Annotated in this window: 15 protein-coding genes; 11 read left to right on the top strand and 4 right to left on the bottom strand. The window is 68.8% G+C overall.

Annotated elements, in window-relative coordinates:
* Positions 1 to 211: 211 nt before the first annotated feature.
* Positions 212 to 658 carry a hypothetical protein gene (locus tag ABCR83_RS23760; RefSeq protein WP_462697179.1) on the bottom strand — a complete coding sequence of 149 codons (447 nt, stop codon included), beginning with the start codon at positions 656 to 658 and terminating at the stop codon, positions 212 to 214.
* Positions 659 to 997: 339 nt separating this feature from the next.
* Between ABCR83_RS23760 and ABCR83_RS23755 the strand changes: the two genes are divergently transcribed.
* Complete coding sequence (locus tag ABCR83_RS23755; protein WP_462697178.1) at positions 998 to 1,315, top strand: hypothetical protein; 318 nt, start codon at positions 998 to 1,000, stop codon at positions 1,313 to 1,315.
* A gap of 286 nt (positions 1,316 to 1,601) precedes the next feature.
* Entirely contained in the window at positions 1,602 to 2,888 is a 1,287-nt protein-coding gene (locus ABCR83_RS23750) for an MFS transporter (RefSeq protein WP_462697177.1), read from the top strand.
* On the opposite strand, the gene ABCR83_RS23745 is transcribed toward ABCR83_RS23750, so the two are convergent.
* On the bottom strand, positions 2,847 to 3,563 hold the full coding sequence (locus ABCR83_RS23745; protein WP_462697176.1) for a hypothetical protein: 717 nt from the start codon (positions 3,561 to 3,563) through the stop codon (positions 2,847 to 2,849). The genes ABCR83_RS23750 and ABCR83_RS23745 overlap by 42 nt on opposite strands.
* Positions 3,564 to 3,612: 49 nt before the next feature.
* Positions 3,613 to 7,605, bottom strand: coding sequence for a type VII secretion protein EccCa (eccCa, locus tag ABCR83_RS23740; RefSeq protein ID WP_462697175.1), 3,993 nt, complete (start codon positions 7,603 to 7,605; stop codon positions 3,613 to 3,615).
* Positions 7,606 to 7,777: 172 nt separating this feature from the next.
* Between eccCa and eccD the strand changes: the two genes are divergently transcribed.
* The 6 genes from eccD (at position 7,778) to ABCR83_RS23710 (ending at position 14,900) form a co-directional block, all read left to right on the top strand.
* Positions 7,778 to 9,244, top strand: coding sequence for a type VII secretion integral membrane protein EccD (gene eccD / locus ABCR83_RS23735; RefSeq protein WP_462697174.1), 1,467 nt, complete (start codon positions 7,778 to 7,780; stop codon positions 9,242 to 9,244).
* A gap of 185 nt (positions 9,245 to 9,429) precedes the next feature.
* The gene (gene rpsO / locus ABCR83_RS23730; RefSeq protein WP_462697173.1) at positions 9,430 to 9,717 is read left to right on the top strand and encodes a 30S ribosomal protein S15; all 288 of its coding nucleotides are present in this window, start codon (positions 9,430 to 9,432) and stop codon (positions 9,715 to 9,717) included.
* A 263-nt stretch (positions 9,718 to 9,980) separates the two neighbouring features.
* Positions 9,981 to 12,239 (top strand): polyribonucleotide nucleotidyltransferase, encoded by a 2,259-nt coding sequence (locus ABCR83_RS23725; RefSeq protein ID WP_462697172.1) that lies wholly within the window; start codon positions 9,981 to 9,983, stop codon positions 12,237 to 12,239.
* Positions 12,236 to 13,615 (top strand): M16 family metallopeptidase, encoded by a 1,380-nt coding sequence (locus ABCR83_RS23720; protein ID WP_462697171.1) that lies wholly within the window; start codon positions 12,236 to 12,238, stop codon positions 13,613 to 13,615. Before ABCR83_RS23725 ends, ABCR83_RS23720 begins: the two co-directional genes overlap by 4 nt.
* A 53-nt stretch (positions 13,616 to 13,668) precedes the next feature.
* Positions 13,669 to 14,430, top strand: a complete 762-nt coding sequence (gene dapB, locus ABCR83_RS23715; RefSeq protein WP_462697170.1) for a 4-hydroxy-tetrahydrodipicolinate reductase — start codon at positions 13,669 to 13,671, stop codon at positions 14,428 to 14,430.
* A 5-nt stretch (positions 14,431 to 14,435) separates the two neighbouring features.
* Positions 14,436 to 14,900, top strand: a complete 465-nt coding sequence (locus ABCR83_RS23710; RefSeq protein ID WP_462697169.1) for a hypothetical protein — start codon at positions 14,436 to 14,438, stop codon at positions 14,898 to 14,900.
* An 80-nt stretch (positions 14,901 to 14,980) separates the two neighbouring features.
* On the opposite strand, the gene ABCR83_RS23705 is transcribed toward ABCR83_RS23710, so the two are convergent.
* Complete coding sequence (locus ABCR83_RS23705; protein WP_462697168.1) at positions 14,981 to 15,244, bottom strand: hypothetical protein; 264 nt, start codon at positions 15,242 to 15,244, stop codon at positions 14,981 to 14,983.
* 236 nt (positions 15,245 to 15,480) lie between these two features.
* On the opposite strand from ABCR83_RS23705, the gene thyX reads away from it, so the two are divergent.
* The 3 genes from thyX to ABCR83_RS23690 all read left to right on the top strand — a co-directional run bounded on the left by thyX (position 15,481) and on the right by ABCR83_RS23690 (position 19,157).
* A complete protein-coding gene (gene thyX, locus ABCR83_RS23700; protein ID WP_462697206.1) occupies positions 15,481 to 16,203 on the top strand; it encodes an FAD-dependent thymidylate synthase in 723 nt (240 codons plus the stop codon).
* A gap of 185 nt (positions 16,204 to 16,388) precedes the next feature.
* Positions 16,389 to 17,288 carry a 4-hydroxy-tetrahydrodipicolinate synthase gene (gene dapA, locus ABCR83_RS23695; protein WP_462697167.1) on the top strand — a complete coding sequence of 300 codons (900 nt, stop codon included), beginning with the start codon at positions 16,389 to 16,391 and terminating at the stop codon, positions 17,286 to 17,288.
* Positions 17,289 to 17,471: 183 nt separating this feature from the next.
* Entirely contained in the window at positions 17,472 to 19,157 is a 1,686-nt protein-coding gene (locus tag ABCR83_RS23690) for a ribonuclease J (RefSeq protein WP_462697166.1), read from the top strand.
* Positions 19,158 to 19,430 lie beyond the last annotated feature (273 nt).

Genomic DNA, 19,430 nt, shown 5'->3' with positions numbered 1-19,430 from the left:
GCCATGGTGGCTGCTGATATTCAGTCGCTGAGGGCGAGGCGGATGCCGAGTCCGGCGGTGACAGTGTTGCTGATCCGGTCGGGGGTCCGGCCCGCCGAGGGGCGCCGGAAGGTGCCCTGGTACCGGCCACGGCGGGGGCGGATGCTCGGTAATACGCGGTCCGGTCCGGCGAGTTGTGCCTCGCCGGACCGGGGGCGTTAGGGCGGTGATGCTACCCGTCTGCTTCGTCGCCGATGATCGGCCCGAGGAAGTGGAGAGACCAGGCCGCGTTGGGGGAGTTGTCCTCAGGGGCGAGTGTGATCTGGGCGCCGATGTGATTGGCGCGCAGGGCGAGTCCCTTGTCGGAGACGATGTGCACACCGAACGGGGTGGGCCTGATCACCCAGTTGACCGGCGCGACGTCATTGGTCCAGGCCGCCTCATTGGCATAGACCAGGCTGCCCTTGGGGTTGTAGAGGGGAGTGATGTGGTACTGCCCCGGCAGGCTCTGGTCCACGCGCTTGATCCGCCACTCCTGGGGGATCGGAGGGATGAGCTCGGGTGCGGCGATGACGGGAGCACCGAACTCGACAGCGTGTTGGGTGGAGGTCAGGACGATCCGGAATCCGATGTGGGCTCCGATGGTGTAACGCCCGTCCTGGAGCTGAGGTGCAGGCATGACCTTTTCTCCGAATTCTCACGGCCTGTCCAGTGGCGACTGCCACAGGCTTGGGTGCCGGACCACTCTCCTTGCCCCCCTTCGGCGAAGGAAGAGCTGAATGTCGCCAAAGGTGGCAGTGTCTGTAAATGCCTTCTTGATTTGCATGCCTGGGGGGATGTGCGTATCCGGTGCTGTGGGGTGATCGCAAGGTGCGTCACGCCTGCCTGGATGCCCTTGCCGCAGTGGTGACGCCCGGCCCGGTGAAACGTGGAGACGTCGGCGAAACATGGTCCTTGCTGAGCTGGGACGGAGCGAGAAGGCCGTAAGAGGTCTTCTCCTTCGAGAGAGGCAACGATCATGAAGCGCATCCGTATATCACGCCGCAAGTCCCTCTTTGTCGCCGGAACCGCTGCGGTGGCCCTCGGCGCAATGGCTGCGAGCGGGACGGCCTTTGCCGCCGAGGCGAACTCCGGCGCCACCGGCAAGACGTCCGCGCGGTATGCGCAGACGGAGCGGAAGGGGCAGGTTTCCTGCGCGGACATCAAGCTGCCCAAGGGGAGCGTCCCGGCGCAGAAGGCCGAAGGCCGCTTGATCGCCACCACCGACAGCAAGGGGCTGGTCTGCCACGCCAACGTCATGCCGTCCAAGGGTGGTGTCCCTGCCGAGAAGCGGTGACGGGCTGAAGTGTGCCGCGCCTTTGTCGCTTCGGGAGGGGTGGTGAAGGCGCGGCACCGGCGATGTGGTTGGCGCTGCCGGCAATCTTCGAAGCCAGGTATGTCGCCATCAAGTATCTTGACATCGAGATGAACTCCGGGCAGGGTACCCCTGAATCTCTTGATGTCGAGATATATCCCGGGGGCGGACGATGCGGCGCGGTGCAGGAGGCGAGGAGACCTCGAGGGGCGGGCGGGGGCTGATAGCGCAGCTCCGCAATCCACCGGGCGGCCGAAACGCGCGGATCATGCTGCTCGCCCTTGGCCTGGACCGAACCGGTTCGGGGCTGTGGGCCTCGTCCTCGGTCCTCTATTTCACCTTTGTGAAGCACCTGAGCGCCCAACAGGTCGGTGTACTACTGGGTGTTGCCGGGGTGGCGGGCATCGTCGGCTCACCGCTGGCCGGATGGCTGGCCGGTCGCCTCCCGGTGCGCTCGCTGCTGATCGGCTGCCACCTGCTCCGCCTGGTGACGCTCAGCCTGCTGCTGGAGTGCAGCGGCTTTGCGGCGCTGCTCCCCGTCGTTGCCGTGACCTATCTGGGCGACCGGGCGGCCAAGACGCTGGAGATGCTGTTCGCCACCAGGGCGGCGGGTGAGCGGCGTGCGGCTTATCAGGCGCTGTCGCGCAGTGCGGCCAATGCGGGCTATGCGGTTGGTGCGGGGATCGCGGCCATCGGCCTGGCCGTGGGGTCCGGCGCCGCCTATCGGGCCCTGATCGTGGGCGATGCGCTGTCGTTCGTCGTGGCGGCGGCGCTGGTGTGGCGTACTCGGGAGCCGCGGGACGGCCGCGTGGAGGTCGCGGGGGCCGTCGGCGCGGCGGCCGGTGAGCGGTCGCCCGTCCGTCGGGCGAGCCCGTGGCGGGACCGGGGCTATCTCCTGTTTGTGCTGCTGGACATCCCGATGAACCTTGACGATTCGATCCTCAATGTCGGTCTGCCGCTGTGGCTGGTGAACCACACCTCCGCGCCGCACGCCCTGGTACCGGCGTTCCTGGTCATCAACACCGTGCTGGTCGTGGTGCTGCAGCTGAGTGTGTCGCGAAGGGTTGGGGGGCCGCGTCTGGTGGCAAGGGCACTGCTGTTGTACGGGGGCCTGATGCTGCTGTGCTGCGCGGCTGTGGCGGTTGCGACTCGAGGCGGGGTCTGGGTGGCGACGGCCGTCATGCTCGCCGCGGCGTTGCTGGTGACGCTGGCGGAGCTGATGCGTTCGGTGAGTTCCTGGGAGCTGGCGGTCTTGCTGGCGCCTCGGGATGCCCGTGCCGCGTATCTGGGGGTGGCCGGGATGTCCCAGTCGATCCAGAAGTCGGCCGGGCCGCCGCTGCTGACCGGTGTGGTGATGGCTGCCGGGCCGGCGGGGTGGGTTGTGCTGGGGGCGGTGGTTGCCGGGCTTTCGGTGGTGCAACGGGGGGCTTGTGTGCGGCGGTTGCGGAGGCCGTCGCCAGGGCCGGTGGTTGCGGGCCGACCGGGCCCGGAGGGTCGGGCTCGGCCATCGGTGTCAGCCTGCCGTGGAGACGCGCCGCTTGAAGTCCTCGAGTGACATGGTCCGGTCCGCCGGGGGCAGGGCGATGCTCACCGCGGCGCCGAATGAGTCGTACACGGTGGTGCTGGTCCGGCCGTCGCGGGTGGAGTCCAGTCGGAGGATGTAGGGGGTGCCTTGTGCGGCGACCTGATACACGTCTTGCGTGGGCCCTGAATTGGCCACGACTGCCGTGGTCTTGGTGCCGCGGATGGTGGTGTTTTTATCCGGGGCGAGTGTGCCGATGTCCGGGATTTTATAGTTGCTGTCGCAGCCCTGGCCGGAGTTCATGGTGATGTAGGTCTTGGTGAGGTCCGACGGGATGGTGATGCTTGCCTTTCCGGACTGCCGGAGCGAGTCGGCCAGCATAGCCGTGCTCAGGTAGTTGGTGCCGTCCTTGCAGAAGGTCTCCTGGCTCTCCGCGCTCCGTGAAGTGATTTTTGTGTGCATCCCTTGCGCGGGGTCCCACCAGGTTTCAACGGTGCGGTCGTTGAAGGAGGTTGTGGTTCCGGTGGAGTGGAAGGTGGTCTTCTGCATGGCCGCGTTGGCTCTGCCGATGATGTCTTGTGCGCTCGAGGCTGTTGCGGAAGCCGAGGAGCCGGGTGCGGTGGTGGTGCCCTTTTCGCTGCAGCCGGCAACCCCGGCGATGAATATCGTGGTGATGACTACCGAGCGGATGACGGTGGGTTTGGGCACGGCTTACTCCTCGTCTTTGTTGTGACGGGCTCGTTCGACGTGGCGTGATTTATTGCTCCGGCTCCCAGCCCACCTGCATCAGCGGAGTTCCTCGCTTCCGTGACACAAAGAAGCCGCGGCCCGGGGGCATGGGACGGGGACGGACGCCACCCATCAGGTCGCCTTCGCCCGGGTCGCCGGAGAGGATGATGCCCTGGGCGCCGAGTTCCTTGATGCGCTGCATAAAGTTCTCGAACATCGAGCGCGAAGCGCCCGCCGCATTACGGGTGATGATGAAGCGCACACCCACATCGCGGGCGAACGGGAGATTCTCGGTGATGACGGCCATGGGATTGCCGCCGCTGGTCGCGACGAGTTCGTAGTCGTCGACGATGACAAAGAACTGCGGGCCGGTCCACCAGCTTCGGTCGCGCAATTGCTGGGGGGTGATGCCGGGTTGCGGGGCGCGGCGTTCCATCAGACTGTTGATGGCGTTCATATGGAGCGCCATGGCGGACGCGGTGGGGGCGTACTCCAGCAGGTGGGTGGAGGGGACGACGTCCAGCAGGGTGCGGCGGTAGTCGCCGACGACGATCTGGGCCTCCTCCGGGCCGTAGCGCTCGGTGAGCTGTTTGACGAGCAGCCGCAGGAACGCGGTCTTGCCGGATTCGCTCTCACCGAAGACCAGGAAGAAGGGGTCGGTCTCGAAGTCGACGAAGACCGGCTCGAGATTGGTCTCGTCGATGCCGATGGCCACCCCGTGCTGCGGGTATTCGAAGCCCTTCGGGAGTTCGTCGGCGCGTAGTTTGCGCGGCAGGAGGCGGACGCGCGGGGCGTGCGGGCCGGTCCAGGCTTCGTTGACCATGCGGGTCATTTCGGTGCCGGCGTCCGTCATGGTCTCGGGGTCGCTGCCGGAGTCGATGCGCGGCTGGCCGCCCATGAAGTGGAGCTTTTCCGGGAGTTGGCCCCGGCCCGGAACGCCGGCCGGGACATTGGCGGCAACCTTGCGGTCGAACTCGGAGTCCATGGTGTCGCCGAGCCTGAGCTCCAGGCGGTTGAGGAGCTGATCCTTGAGCGAGGCACGGACCTCCATATTGCGGGAGGCGGTCACCACCACATGGACGCCATAGCCCAGACCGCGGCCGGCGATATCGGTGACGATGCCCTCCAACAGGTCGTATTCCTGCCGGAAGGTTCCCCAGCCGTCGACGACCAGGAAGACATCACCCCAGTCCTGGTCGGCGTAACGGCCCGCGGCCCGGCCGCGCCGATAGGTGGCGATGGAATCGATGCCGTTCGCCCGGAAGTACTCCTCGCGGCGGGCCAGAATGCCCGCCACCTCGGCGACCGTACGGCGCACCCGCTCGGGGTCGAGGCGGGAGGCGATGCCGCCCACATGCGGCAGGTCGGCGATGGCGCTCATGCCGCCACCACCGAAGTCCAGCCCGTAGAACTGCACTTCGGACGGGGTGTGGGTGAGGGCGAAGGCGGAGATGAGGGTCCGCATCAGGGTGGACTTGCCGGACTGCGGGCCGCCGACCACGAGCATATGGCCGGCCGCGCCGGAGAAGTCGCGGTAGAGGACGTCCCGCCGCTGCTCGAAGGGCTTGTCGATCAGGCCGAGCGGCACCACGAGTTGGCCCAGGCGTGGGTAGTCGGGGGCGGTGAGGCCCCGTCCCGCCACCGTGGACAGCGGGGGCAGGAGTTCGTCCAGCGACGGCGCGCGGTCCAGCGGGGGCAGCCAGACCTGGTGGGCCGCCGGGCCCTGGCCCTCGATCCGGCGGACGACGACATCCAGGACCGTGTCGGCCAGCGCGTCGTCCCCGCCACCGCCGGACGGGGACAGCAGCGCGGCGGGATCCGGGGCGGTGTAGGTGACCGGGACCGGCTCCGCGGTGAACAGCACCGGGCGCAGCTCGATCGGCAGTGGCCCGCTGTCCGGGCCGGGCGCGGTCACCCCCGTACGGTACACACCGGACACATACGCCGCCTTGAAGCGCGTCATCTCGTCCGTACCGAACTTGAGATAGCCCGAACCCGGCACCGAGGGCAGGTGGTAGGCGTCCGGGACGCCCAGCGCGGTGCGCGACTCGGCGGCCGAGAAGGTGCGCAGACCGATGCGGTAGGAGAGGTAGGTCTCCAGGCCGCGCAGCCTGCCCTCCTCCAGGCGCTGCGAGGCGAGCAGCAGATGCACACCCAGCGACCGGCCGATCCGGCCGATCTGGATGAACATGTCGATGAAGTCCGGCTTGGCCGTCAGCAGCTCGCTGAACTCGTCGATGACCAGGACCAGGGAGGCCAGCGGCTCCAGCGGGGCGCCCGCCACCCGGGCCTTCTCGTAGTCGTGCATATTGGCGTAGTTGCCCGCCGACTTCAGCAGCTCCTGGCGGCGCTGCAGTTCACCGGTGATCGAGTCGCGCATGCGGTCGACCAGGGTGAGGTCGTCCGCGAGGTTGGTGATCACGGCGGCGACATGCGGCAGGCCGGACATTCCGGCGAAGGTGGCACCGCCCTTGAAGTCCGCGAGCACAAAGTTGAGCGTCTCGGACGAATGCGTCACCGCCAGGCCCAGCACCAGGGTGCGCAGCAGCTCGGACTTGCCGGAGCCGGTGGCGCCGACGCACAGGCCGTGCGGACCCATGCCCTCCTGCGCCGCCTCCTTGAGGTCCAGCATCACGGGCGTGCCGTCCTCGCCGACGCCGATCGGCACCCGCAGCCGCTCGGCCGTGGACCGGGGCCGCCAGGTCCGGGTCACATCCACCGAGCCCGCGTCGCCCAGGCCCAGCAGATCGGTGAAGTCCAGGTTGGCGAGCAGCGGTTCGTCGTCATCGCCGCCGGTGCCCATGCGCAGCGGCGCCAGCTGCCGGGCCAGTGACTCGGCGGCCTCGACGGACAGGGTGTCCGGTATGCCGTCATAGGAGGCGACTTGGGAGAGGAGTTGGAGCCTGCCGGGGTGGACGACCACGGAGAGGCCGCCGCGCAGTTCGTCCAGTTCGCCCGGAACGACCTCGATGATGGTGACGCCCTGCAGGCCCTCCGGGGCCGCGAACGCCGAGTCCGGTGGCACCAGCCCGCCGGCCAGCAGGACCACCACATGGGGCTGGTCGAGCACCGGCTGCCCGTCCCGGCTGAAGCGGGTGCGGCCCTCCAGCCGGGGCCTCAGCAGGCCTTCCAGTTCGCCGAGGTCGTCGCCGATCAGCCGCCGGGTGCCCGCCCCGTCCAGGGTGCCGGGCGCCTGCACATGCGGCAGCCACTTCGCCCAGTCCCACTGCCCGGCCGCACCACGGGCCGAGACGATCGCGATGACCAGATCCTCCGGCGAGTGCAGGGTGGCCAGCTGGGCGACCAGCGCCCGGGCCGCGCCCTGCACCGTCTCCCGGTCACCGGAGAGCGTCACATGGTAGAAAGCGCGCAGCGACAGCGCCAGCGGCATCCCGTCCAAGGTGCCGTGGGTGGCGAGGAATTGCTGCATGGCGCCCGCCGTCAGCGGCTCCAGCTCGTCCACCGGGGCCGTCTCCGGCGCCACCAGCGGCGTGGCGAGCTGCTGGGCGCCCAGCCCGATGCGCACCTGACCGAAGTCGTCGTCACTGACCCGCCGCTCCCACACCCGGCCGGGGGTCTCCCCGCCGACCCGGGTGGCCGCCGCCTCGGCGACGACCGACCACAGCTGGTCGGGCGCGGGGTGCAGATAGAACTGCGCGGCGCGCTGCGCCCGCGCCGTCCGCCATACGGTTCTGCGCGTCTGCGCAAGGTATTTGAGGTAATCGCGGCGCATGTCCGCCAGCTGCCCCTGCGAGCCCTGGCGGTGCCTGATGACCATCGCGACCGTCATGCCCAGGGTCGAGAACATCATCATGACGCCCATGATCTTCATCATGGGAGCGGCACCCGGCATAAAGAAATAGACCATCGACGAGGCCATGCCCAGGGTCGGCAACAGCTGCATCAGCATGCCTTCCTGGCGGCCCCGCGGCAGCTCGGGCGGTGCCTGCAGCTGCAATTCCTCGCCGGACACCTCCGGCGGGAGCGCGCGCGGCCGGCGCTTGACGACGACTTGGCTCACCGGATGCCTCAACCCCTCCGCACGGCAAGGAGAGTTCCATGCCGCCACCCCCACGGCGACGGCCCCCCTGCGCGAACGGCGATCCTATCGACGTACCCGCGGACCGCCCCGATAGGGTGGCCGCCGCACGCAAGCACGAGCGAAGAGCAGACCTAGCCAGGGGGCCCCGAAGGTGAGTACGTCCGCTACGACCGGCTTCTGCAGGGTGACCGTCGTCGCTCCGGACAGCCGGATCGATGTCGCCCTCCCCGAGGACATCGCCGTCGCCGACGTCTATCCGGAGATCCTGCGGCTGAGCGGGCAGACCCAGCCCCCCGGCGCCCCCACCGGCTATCACCTCGTCCGCCGGGACGGCACCGTCCTCGACAGCGCCCGCTCACTGGCCGCCCAGCGGATCCTGGACGGCGAGCTCCTCTCGCTGCGCCCCTTCGCCGAGTCGCTGCCGCCCGCGGTCTTCGACGACGTATCCGACGCCGTGGCCTCCGCCGTCACCCGCGACCGCACCCTGTGGAACGACCGGCTGCTGCGCGCCTGCGGCCTGTTCGGCGGCTCGCTGCTGCTCGTCCTGATGGCCTTCCTGCTCTGGTTCGCCGACCCCGTCCGGCACGACATGCACGGACTGCCGGGCGTGATCGCGGCCGCCGTCGGCGTGCTGCTCGCCGCGCTCGCGGGCGTACGCGCCCGGGTCTACGACGACCGAGGCTCCGCCGTGGCCCTCGGCCTGGCCGCCCTGCCGCATCTGATGATCGCGGGCTCCGGGATGCTCGCCCTGGACAAGGGGGACGGCATCGGCCGCCTCCAGTTCCTGCTCGGCTGTGTCGCGGTGCTGATCGTCTCCGTGGCGCTGGTCGCGGTCATGCCCAGCGGGGACGCCCCGTTCGTCGCCGCCGTCCTCGCCTCGGCCGTCGGCACCCTCGCCGCCTTCGGCGCCATCCTCACCGGCGCCGGCCCCACCGGCACCGCCGCGGTGTGCACGGTGGTCGCGGTCGGCGCCATCGCCTTCCTGCCCGGGCTCTCCGCCCGCGTCGCCCGCCTCCCCATCGGCTACGCCGCCCCGCGCTCCGCCACCGCGGACGACCTCGACGGCGAGCCGCAGGCCGCCACCGCCACCCCCGTCGACGCGGACCGGATCGCCGCCCAGGCCCGGCGCGGCCACGAGATGCTGCTCGGCCTGGTCGGCGGCTGCAGCGCGGTGGTCATCGGCGCCGCCGCCGTCCTCGGCTTCTCGCACAACCTCTGGGGCCAGCTCCTCGCCCTCGCCTCGGGCCTGGCGATGCTGCTGCGCGCCCGCCTCTTCCGCTACACCGCCCAGGTCGCCGCTGTCCTCGGCGCGGGCCTGGCCGCCCTGGCCCTGCTCGTCCTCGGCCTCTCCCTGAACCCGCCCGCCTCGGCCTTCCGTGCACTCGCCGAACACGACCACGGCCCGCTGGACATCCGTACGCTCTGGCTCGCCGCCTCCGTGGCCGCGGGCGCCACCCTGCTCACCGCCGTGGCACTGATCGTCCCCCGCAAGGGACTGTCACCCTTTTGGGGGCGTCTGAGCGACCTCGCCGAGAGCGCCTTCCTGCTCGCACTGGTGCCGCTGTGCCTGGCCGTGCTCGATGTGTACTCCTCGGCGCGGGGCCTGGCCGGCAGCTGACCCGCCCGGCCGCCGGAGCAGGTACCGGCTGCTGGTACTCTGTGTGACGGCCGTTTGTGTACGCGCCCCCGGAATCGTCCGGGGACAGCGCCCAGCGGACCCCGCCTCCCGAGTAACGGAAGCTCCCCTGAGACAGAGACCAGGGGCACTCGGTGGCTGAAAACGAGACTCAGAAGGAGTACCGCGTGTCGCTCGACGCCGCTACAAAGAAGCAGATCATGACTGAGTTCGCCACCAAGGAGGGCGACACCGGCTCCCCCGAGGTCCAGGTCGCGCTGCTCACCCGTCGGATCTCCGACCTGACCGAGCACCTCAAGGCCCACAAGCACGATCACCACTCCCGTCGTGGTCTGCTGCTGCTGGTCGGCCAGCGTCGCCGCCTGCTGCAGTACCTGGCCAAGAAGGACATCACGCGCTTCCGCGCCCTGGTCGAGCGCCTCGGCATCCGCCGCGGTGCGGCCGGTGCCAAGTAAAACGCCGTGAGACACCGTGAAGGGAGCGGTTCCCACCTTTGGGGGCCGCTCCCTTTGCGTATCTCGTGGGGAGCAGAAGCTTTGTAGTCTGGTCCCACAACGCAAGACCGTATGAGGAGGAGCGCTCAGCTCGCCGCCGGTCCTCGGTAGTGGCCCCCGGATCAGGGAAATCCGGGTGCTTCGATCGAAGACCGGCCAGCACAGGCGCCCTCCACCACCGTCCCCGCCACACGGGCCGGGACGCAGTAGAGGAGATATCCCTGGTGGAGAACGAGACCCACTACGCCGAGGCCGTCATCGACAACGGCCCCTTCGGCACCCGCACCATTCGCTTCGAGACGGGCCGCCTGGCCAAGCAGGCCGCCGGCTCCGCCGTCGCGTACCTGGACGACGACACCATGGTGCTGTCGGCCACCACCGCCTCCAAGACCCCGAAGGACCAGCTGGACTTCTTCCCGCTGACCGTCGACGTCGAGGAGCGGATGTACGCAGCCGGGAAGATCCCCGGCTCCTTCTTCCGCCGTGAGGGCCGCCCCTCCGAGGACGCGATCCTCACCTGCCGCCTGATCGACCGCCCGCTGCGCCCCTCCTTCAAGAAGGGCCTGCGCAACGAGATCCAGATCGTGGAAACGATCATGGCGCTCAACCCCGACCACCTCTACGACGTGGTCGCGATCAACGCCGCCTCCTGCTCCACCCAGCTCGCGGGCCTGCCCTTCTCCGGCCCCATCGGCGGCACCCGGGTCGCCCTGATCAAGGGCCGGTGGGTCGCCTTCCCGACGCACACCGAGCTCGAGGACGCCGTCTTCGACATGGTGGTGGCCGGCCGGGTCCTGCCGGACGGCGACGTCGCGATCATGATGGTCGAAGCCGAGGCCACCGAGAAGACCATCCAGATGGTCAAGGACGGCGCCGAGGCGCCGACCGAGGACGTCGTCGCCGCCGGTCTCGAGGCCGCCAAGCCCTTCATCAAGGTGCTGTGCAAGGCCCAGGCCGACCTCGCCGCCAAGGCCGCCAAGCCGACCGGCGAGTTCCCGGTCTTCCTCGACTACCAGGACGACGTCCTGGAGGCGCTCACCACCGCCGTCAAGGGCGAGCTCGCCCAGGCGCTGACGATCGCCGGCAAGCAGGAGCGCGAGGCCGAGCTGGACCGCGTCAAGGGTCTGGCCGCCGAAAAGCTGCTGCCGCAGTTCGAGGGCCGCGAGAAGGAGATCTCCGCCGCGTACCGCTCGCTGACCAAGTCCCTGGTCCGGGAGCGCGTCATCAAGGAGAAGAAGCGCATCGACGGCCGCGGGGTGACGGACATCCGTACCCTCGCCGCCGAGGTCGAGGCCATCCCGCGGGTGCACGGTTCGGCGCTGTTCGAGCGCGGCGAGACCCAGATCCTGGGTGTCACCACGCTGAACATGCTCCGCATGGAGCAGCAGCTGGACACGCTGTCCCCGGTGACGCGCAAGCGCTACATGCACAACTACAACTTCCCGCCGTACTCCACCGGTGAGACCGGCCGCGTCGGCTCCCCCAAGCGCCGCGAGATCGGCCATGGCGCCCTGGCCGAGCGTGCGCTGATGCCGGTGCTGCCGACCCGCGAGGAGTTCCCGTACGCCATCCGCCAGGTCTCCGAGGCGCTCGGCTCCAACGGCTCCACCTCGATGGGCTCGGTCTGCGCCTCCACCATGTCGCTGCTGAACGCCGGTGTGCCGCTCAAGGCCCCGGTCGCCGGCATCGCCATGGGCCTGATCTCCCAGGAGATCGACGGCGAGACCCACTACGTCACCCTCACCGACATCCTCGGTGCGGAGGACGCCTTCGGCGACATGGACTTCAAGGTCGCCGGCACCAAGGAGTTCGTCACCGCCCTGCAGCTCGACACCAAGCTCGACGGCATCCCCGCCTCGGTCCTGGCCGCCGCGCTCAAGCAGGCCCGGGACGCACGCCTGCACATCCTCGACGTGATGATGGAGGCCATCGACACTCCGGACGAGATGTCCCCCAACGCCCCGCGGATCATCACCGTCAAGATCCCGGTGGACAAGATCGGTGAGGTCATCGGCCCCAAGGGCAAGATGATCAACCAGATCCAGGAGGACACCGGCGCCGAGATCACCATCGAGGACGACGGCACCATCTACATCGGTGCCGCCGACGGCCCCTCCGCCGAGGCCGCCCGCACCACGATCAACGGCATCGCCAACCCGACCATGCCGGAGGTCGGCGAACGCTACCTGGGCACGGTCGTCAAGACCACCACCTTCGGTGCGTTCGTCTCCCTGCTCCCGGGCAAGGACGGCCTGCTGCACATCTCGCAGATCCGCAAGCTGGCCGGTGGCAAGCGGGTGGAGAACGTCGAGGACGTGCTCGGGGTCGGCGCCAAGGTCCAGGTCGAGATCGCCGAGATCGACCAGCGCGGCAAGCTCTCGCTGATCCCGGTCATCGAGGGCGAGGACGGTGACGACGCCGCCAAGGCCGACCCGGAGTCCGGCAGCGGCTCCGCCGCGGGCAAGGACGAGTCCGCCAAGTGACGTCCCGTAGTACACGGAAGACGGCCCGCACCTCCTCGGAGGGGCGGGCCGTCGCCCGTACCCAAACGCTTCTCCAGGGCGAGAACGGCATCGGCACGGTCCGCCGGACCACCCTCCCGGGCGGCCTGCGCATCGTCACCGAGACCCTGCCCTCGGTGCGCTCCGCGACCTTCGGCATCTGGGCCAATGTGGGCTCCCGGGACGAGACCCCGGCCCTCAACGGCGCCACCCACTACCTGGAACACCTGCTCTTCAAGGGCACCCGCAAGCGCAGCGCGCTGGACATCTCGGCCGCCATCGACGCGGTCGGCGGCGAGATGAACGCGTTTACGGCGAAGGAGTACACGTGCTACTACGCGCGTGTCCTCGACACCGATCTGCCGCTCGCCATCGACGTGGTCTGCGACATGCTCACCGGATCCCTCATCGAGGCCTCGGACGTCGACGCCGAGCGCGGGGTGATCCTCGAAGAGATCGCCATGACCGAGGACGACCCCGGTGACTGTGTGCACGACCTGTTCGCGCACACCATGCTGGGCGACACCCCGCTCGGCCGCCCGGTACTGGGCACGGTCGACACCATCAACGCCCTCACCCGCGACCAGATCGCCCGCTTCTACCGGAAGCACTACGACCCGACCCACCTGGTGGTGGCCGCCGCGGGCAATGTCGACCACGCCAAGGTCGTCCGCCAGGTGCGTGCCGCCTTCGAGCGGGCCGACGCGCTGTCCCGGACGGACGCCACCCCGGTCGCCCCGCGCGGGGGTGCCCGGACGATCCGTACGGCCGGGCGCGTGGAGCTGCTGGGCCGCAAGACCGAGCAGGCTCATGTGGTCCTCGGGATGCCCGGTCTGGCCCGCACCGACGAGCGGCGCTGGGCGCTCAGCGTGCTCAACACCGCGCTGGGCGGCGGGATGAGCTCGCGGCTGTTCCAGGAGGTCCGGGAAAAGCGCGGACTGGCGTACTCCGTCTACTCGTACACCTCCGGCCACGCCGACTGCGGCCTCTTTGGCGTCTACGCAGGCTGCCGTCCGAGCCAGGTCCACGATGTGCTGAAGATCTGCCGCGACGAGCTGGACCAGGTGGCCTCGGAAGGCCTGTCGGACGAGGAGATCGGACGCGCCATCGGGCAGCTCGCCGGTTCCACCGTGCTGGGCCTCGAGGACACCGGCGCGCTGATGAACCGCATCGGCAAGAGCGAGCTGTGCTGGGGCGAGCAGATGTCGGTGGACGAGATGCTGGCCCGCATCTCGGCCGTCACCCCGGACGAGGTCCGCGCGGTGGCCCGGGATGTACTGGGGCAGCGTCCTTCGCTGTCCGTCATCGGCCCGTTGAAGGACAAGCAGGCCGCGCGCCTGCACGAGGCCGTTTCTTAGTTGCACCACTTCTTAGTCGCACCACTGTTGCACCGCTGAAGGAAGCAGGAACGATGAGCAAGCTGCGTGTGGCGGTCATCGGCGTCCAGGGCCGGATCGGTTCCGAGGCCGTACGAGCCGTGGCGGCCGCCGAGGACATGGAGCTGGTGGCCGCGCTGGGCCGGGGCGACAAGCTGGCGGCGCTGACCGAGGCGGGAGCCCAGGTCGCGGTCGAGCTGACGCACCCCGACTCGGTGATGGACAACCTCGAGTTCTGCGTCGCCAACGGCATCCACGGTGTGGTCGGCACCACCGGCTGGACCGAGGACCGCCTGGCGCGGCTGGGCTCCTGGCTCGATGCCTCGCCCGCGGCGCGGTCGACAGGTGTGCTCATCGCGCCGAACTTCTCCATCGGCGCCGTGCTGACCATGACCTTCGCCCGGCAGGCGGCGCGCTTCTTCGAATCCGCCGAGGTCGTCGAGCTGCACCACACCGGCAAGGCCGACGCCCCCTCCGGCACCGCCACCCGCACCGCCCAGCTGATCGCGGCGGCCCGGGAGGACGCCGGCCTGCCGCGCCAGCAGGACCCGACCACGCACGGCCTGCCGGGCGCGCGGGGCGCCGATGTCGACGGAGTGCCGGTGCACGCCGTACGCCTGCGGGGTCTGCTCGCCCACCAGGAGGTGCTCTTCGGCGACACCGGCGAGACGCTCACCATCCGGCACGACTCGCTGCACCACAGCTGCTTCATGCCGGGCATCCTGCTGGGCGCCCGGCGCGTGGTGAGCACCCCCGGGCTGACGTTCGGGCTGGAACACTTCCTGGATCTGGGCTGACCACCATGCGCGCGAAGATCGTCTATTTCGCCCTGGCCGCCGTCCTGGTCGTCTACTTCGTCCTGGTCGGCAGCCGAGGCGTGATGCTCATCGAGCAGGGCACAGCGATCACGGTCGCCTTTGGCATCGCGGTGCTGATCCTGCCGTTCCTCGGGGCCTGGTTCCTGTACCAGACAACCAAGTTCGCGAGGGGCGCCAACCGGCTCGCCCGGGAGCTGGAGGCCGAGGGCGGCCTGCCGGTCGACGAGCTTGTACGGACCCCGAGCGGCCGCATCGACCGGGACTCGGCGGACGAGGTCTTCGCCCGGCGCCGGGCCGAGACCCAGGCCGCGCCGGGCGACTGGCGCGCCTGGTTCCGGCTGGCCGTCGCCTATCACGACGCCCGGGACACCCCGAGGGCCCGCAAGGCCATGCAGCGTGCGATCGCACTCCACGACGGAAAGCCGGTACGCGCGGCCGCCGGTGGCTGACCGGGAAGGCGGCCGGCAGGGAAGCCGGCTGACAAGGAAGAGGCCCGGTCACCTCTGGGGTGACCGGGCCTCGCTGCTGATCAGCGGCTGTCGGAAGCCTGTGACTTCTGTGAGTGCTGTGGTGCGCTCGTATCCAGTGCCGGAATTCCGAACAACAACGCTCCCACCAGCCCCGCGGTGACCGTCAACCCCACGAGCACCCGGCCGGCTATCTGTGACCGGCTGGCGCGATCTCGGGGCGGCGGCGTGATGTTGCTGCGGTAGCGCTCTGCCTCGGCGACAAAGGCGAATGGCACGTGCTCTCGCGTGGGGGCACCGCCCAGCGGTAGCTGGGGGAGGAACATGAGGGGCTCTCCTAGGAACCTCGAAGTGTGCTGTCACACAGAAGGACGCTCGAGAGCCGTCTGTGGTGCCCGTTTTCGCCGAACTTCTGTGAAAAATATCAACTGCCGTGGGCCGTCGGCCGTCGCGAGCGTGGTGGGTGGGCCGGGTGTCAGTGGTGGCCCGTAGGCTTGGCGCCGCCAAGAGCCACGCAACTGGAAGGACCTCGCCGGTGACCGACAGCAGCACCGAAGACGCCATGACGGCCAAGCCGACGTTTCGCAGCGATGTGACCGTCGAGCTGGTCAAGCACAGCGCGGCCGACAGCGACGTCTTGTGGGCGGCTCGGGTCTCCACGGCCGGCGAGCAGTCCCTCGAGGAGATCACCAAGGACCCGGAGCGGTCCAAGGGGCTCATCAACTACCTGATGCGGGACCGCCACGGCAGCCCCTTCGAGCACAACTCGATGACCTTCTTCATCAGCGCCCCGATCTTTGTCTTCCGCGAGTTCATGCGGCACCGCGTCGGCTGGTCGTACAACGAGGAGTCCGGCCGCTACCGCGAGCTCGAGCCCGTCTTCTACGTCCCCGGCGAGTCCCGCAAGCTGGTCCAGGAGGGCCGCCCCGGCAAGTACGTCTTCGTCGAGGGCACCCAGGCGCAGCACGAGCTGACCGGCCGGGTGATGGAGGGCGCCTACCGCGAGGCGTACGAGGCGTATCAGGAGATGCTGGCCGCGGGCGTGGCCCGCGAGGTTGCCCGCTCGGTCCTGCCGGTCGGCCTCTTCTCCTCGATGTATGCCACGTGCAACGCCCGCTCGCTGATGCACTTCCTGGGGCTGCGCACCCAGCATGAGCTGGCGGCCGTTCCGTCCTTCCCACAGCGCGAGATCGAGATGGTCGGCGAGAAGATGGAGGCCGAGTGGGCCAGGCTGATGCCGCTCACCCACGCGGCCTTCAACAAGAACGGCCGGGTTGCCCCATAGCGGTGCGCGGACCGTAGCACACGGACAGTAAGGGGAGATTGTCCGTATTGCGGTATTTAACTGCCTTCACTTAGGCTGAATAAACGGACCCGGCGCTGTTTGAACCCCCGAGCAGGCAGTGCCGGGATCCTTTCGCACTCCCCCGAGGGAGTACCTCACGGTGAGCAACGAGTAGCGTGGCCCCCATGGCTCCGATCTCCACATCGCACACGCCCTTCGGACGGGTCCTGACCGCTATGGTCACGCCGTTCGCCGCCGATGGCTCGCTCGACCTCGACGGTGCACAGCAGCTTGCCGCGCATCTGGTGGACGCGGGCAATGACGGCCTGGTCGTCAATGGCACCACCGGTGAGTCGCCGACCACCAGCGATGCGGAGAAAGCCCGGCTCCTTGAGGCGGTCGTGGAGGCCGTGGGCGACCGGGCCCATGTGGTGGCCGGAGTCGGCACCAATGACACCCGGCACAGCGCCGAGCTGGCCCGGGCCGCCGAGAAGGCCGGGGTCCACGGGCTGCTGGCCGTCACCCCGTACTACAACAAGCCCTCGCAGGAGGGGTTGTACCGGCACTTCACCGCGATCGCCGACAGCACCGGCCTTCCGGTGATGCTCTACGACATCCCCGGCCGCAGCGGTGTGGCGATCGACACCGAGACGATCGTCCGGCTCGCGGAGCACCCGCGCATCGTCGCCAACAAGGACGCCAAGGGCGACCTCGGGAGCGCTAGCTGGGCCATTGCCCGCAGCGGCCTCGCCTGGTACTCGGGCGACGACATGCTCAATCTGCCGCTGCTGTCGGTCGGCGCGGTCGGTTTTGTGTCCGTGGTGGGCCATTTCGTCACCCCCGAGCTGCGTGCGCTTCTCGAGGCCCAGCTGGCCGGGGACGCCGCCAAGGCGATCGCGATCCACCAGGGGCTGCTTCCGGTGTTCACCGGCATTTTCCGCGCCCAGGGTGTGGTCACCACCAAGCGCGCCCTCGCTCTCCAGGGCCTGCCCGCGGGTCCCGTGCGGCTGCCGCTGGTGGAGCTCGATCCGGAGGAGACCGAACAGCTCAAGCGCGATCTTTCGGCAGGCGGGGTACAGCTTTAACACGGGGCGACGCCAGGCCGCATACACAGCGTGACGCGACGCACACAGACTTCACAACTGAACACCGTCTGAACGCCGTCAGGCATGGAAAACAACTGAACCAACGAAACAACTGCAAGTGCACGAATGTCACGCGCGCCATGTGTCCCAGCGACATATGGCGTGCGTGGTGAGGAGAGTCTTTTGAGTCACCCGCACCCTGAACTCGGTCCTCCGCCCAAGCTCCCGGAGGGCGGCCTGCGTGTCACGCCGCTCGGCGGCCTGGGCGAGATCGGCCGCAACATGACGGTCTTCGAGTACGGCGGCCGCCTGTTGATCGTCGACTGCGGAGTGCTCTTCCCCGAGGAGGAGCAGCCCGGAGTCGATCTGATCCTGCCGGACTTCACATCCATCCGTGACCGCCTCGATGACATCGAGGGCATTGTGCTCACGCACGGTCACGAGGACCACATCGGCGGCGTCCCGTATCTGCTCCGGGAGAAGCCGGACATCCCGCTGATCGGCTCCAAGCTGACCCTCGCGCTGATCGAGGCCAAGCTCCAGGAGCACCGCATCCGCCCGTACACCCTCGAGGTCAAGGAGGGCCACCGCGAGCGCATCGGTCCTTTCGACTGTGAGTTCGTGGCGGTCAACCATTCCATTCCGGACGCCCTGGCGGTCGCCATCCGCACCCCGGCCGGCATGGCCGTGCACACCGGCGACTTCAAGATGGACCAGCTCCCGCTGGACCGTCGCCTCACCGACCTGCCCGCCTTCGCGCGGCTCGGCGAGGAGGGCATCGACCTGCTGCTGGTGGACTCGACCAATGCCGAGGTCCCCGGGTTTGTGCCGCCGGAGCGTGACATCTCCAATGTGCTGCGGCAGGTCTTCGCCGGTGCGCAGAAGCGCATCATCGTCGCCAGCTTCGCCAGCCATGTGCATCGCATCCAGCAGATCCTGGACGCCGCGCACGAGTACGGCCGCCGCGTGGCCTTTGTCGGCCGCTCCATGGTCCGCAACATGGGCATCGCCCGTGACCTGGGCTATCTGCGGATTCCGGCGGGCCTTGTGGTCGACGTCAGAGCGCTGGACGACCTTCCGGACGACGAGGTCGTGCTGGTCTGCACGGGCTCGCAGGGCGAACCGATGGCCGCGCTGTCGCGCATGGCCAACCGCGATCACCAGATCCGCATTGTCCAGGGCGACACCGTGATCCTGGCGTCGTCGCTCATCCCGGGCAACGAGAACGCGGTCTACCGCGTGATCAACGGGTTGACCCGGTGGGGCGCGAACGTCGTCCACAAGGGCAATGCCAAAGTCCATGTCTCCGGCCATGCCTCCGCCGGCGAGCTGCTGTACTTCTACAACATCTGCAAGCCACGCAACTTGATGCCGGTCCATGGCGAGTGGCGCCATCTGCGCGCCAATGCGGAGCTCGGGGCACTCACCGGCATCCCTAAGGACCACATCGTCATCGCCGAGGACGGCGTGGTGGTGGACCTGGTGAAGGGCTCCGCCAGGATCGTCGGCAAGGTCCAGGCCGGTTACGTCTATGTGGATGGCCTCTCGGTCGGCGATGTCACCGAGGCATCCCTCAAGGACCGCCGAATCCTGGGGGACGAGGGCATCATCTCCGTCTATGTGGTCGTCGACAGCACCACGGGCAAGGTGGTCAGCGGCCCTCAGATCCAGGCACGTGGCTCGGGCATCGAGGACTCCGCGTTCACCGCGGTGCTACCGAAGATCGAGGAAGCCATCGCCAAGGCGGCCGCGGACGGCGTCGCGGAGCCGCACCAGCTCCAGCAGTTGGTCCGCCGCTCGGTGGGCAAGTGGGTCTCCGACAGCTACCGTCGGCGCCCCATGATCCTGCCGGTGGTCGTCGAGGTCTGACGTCGCATCAGCCGTACGGACGGCCGCCCCGGCTCCGATTTGCATCCGGGCGCGGCCGTCCAGTAGGTTTACGGCTCCACCACGGCGGGAACCCTGTAGCGCTTCGCGTGAAGGAGCCTTCCGCGGGCGGTGGAAATCCGACTCGATCGAATCTGATAAAGTCGGCGAGCCCGTTCCGACAGGGCACTGGAGAAGAATTCCGAACCGGAAATGGATCAGAATTCGGTTCTGGTAAGGTTGGAAACGCGAAATACCGGAGGGAAGCGCCCGGAG

It is taken from the genome of Streptomyces xingningensis, from assembly GCF_054957865.1.
Note: the sequence above shows the minus strand (reverse complement) of the source record. Positions and strands in the feature narration are given on the sequence as shown.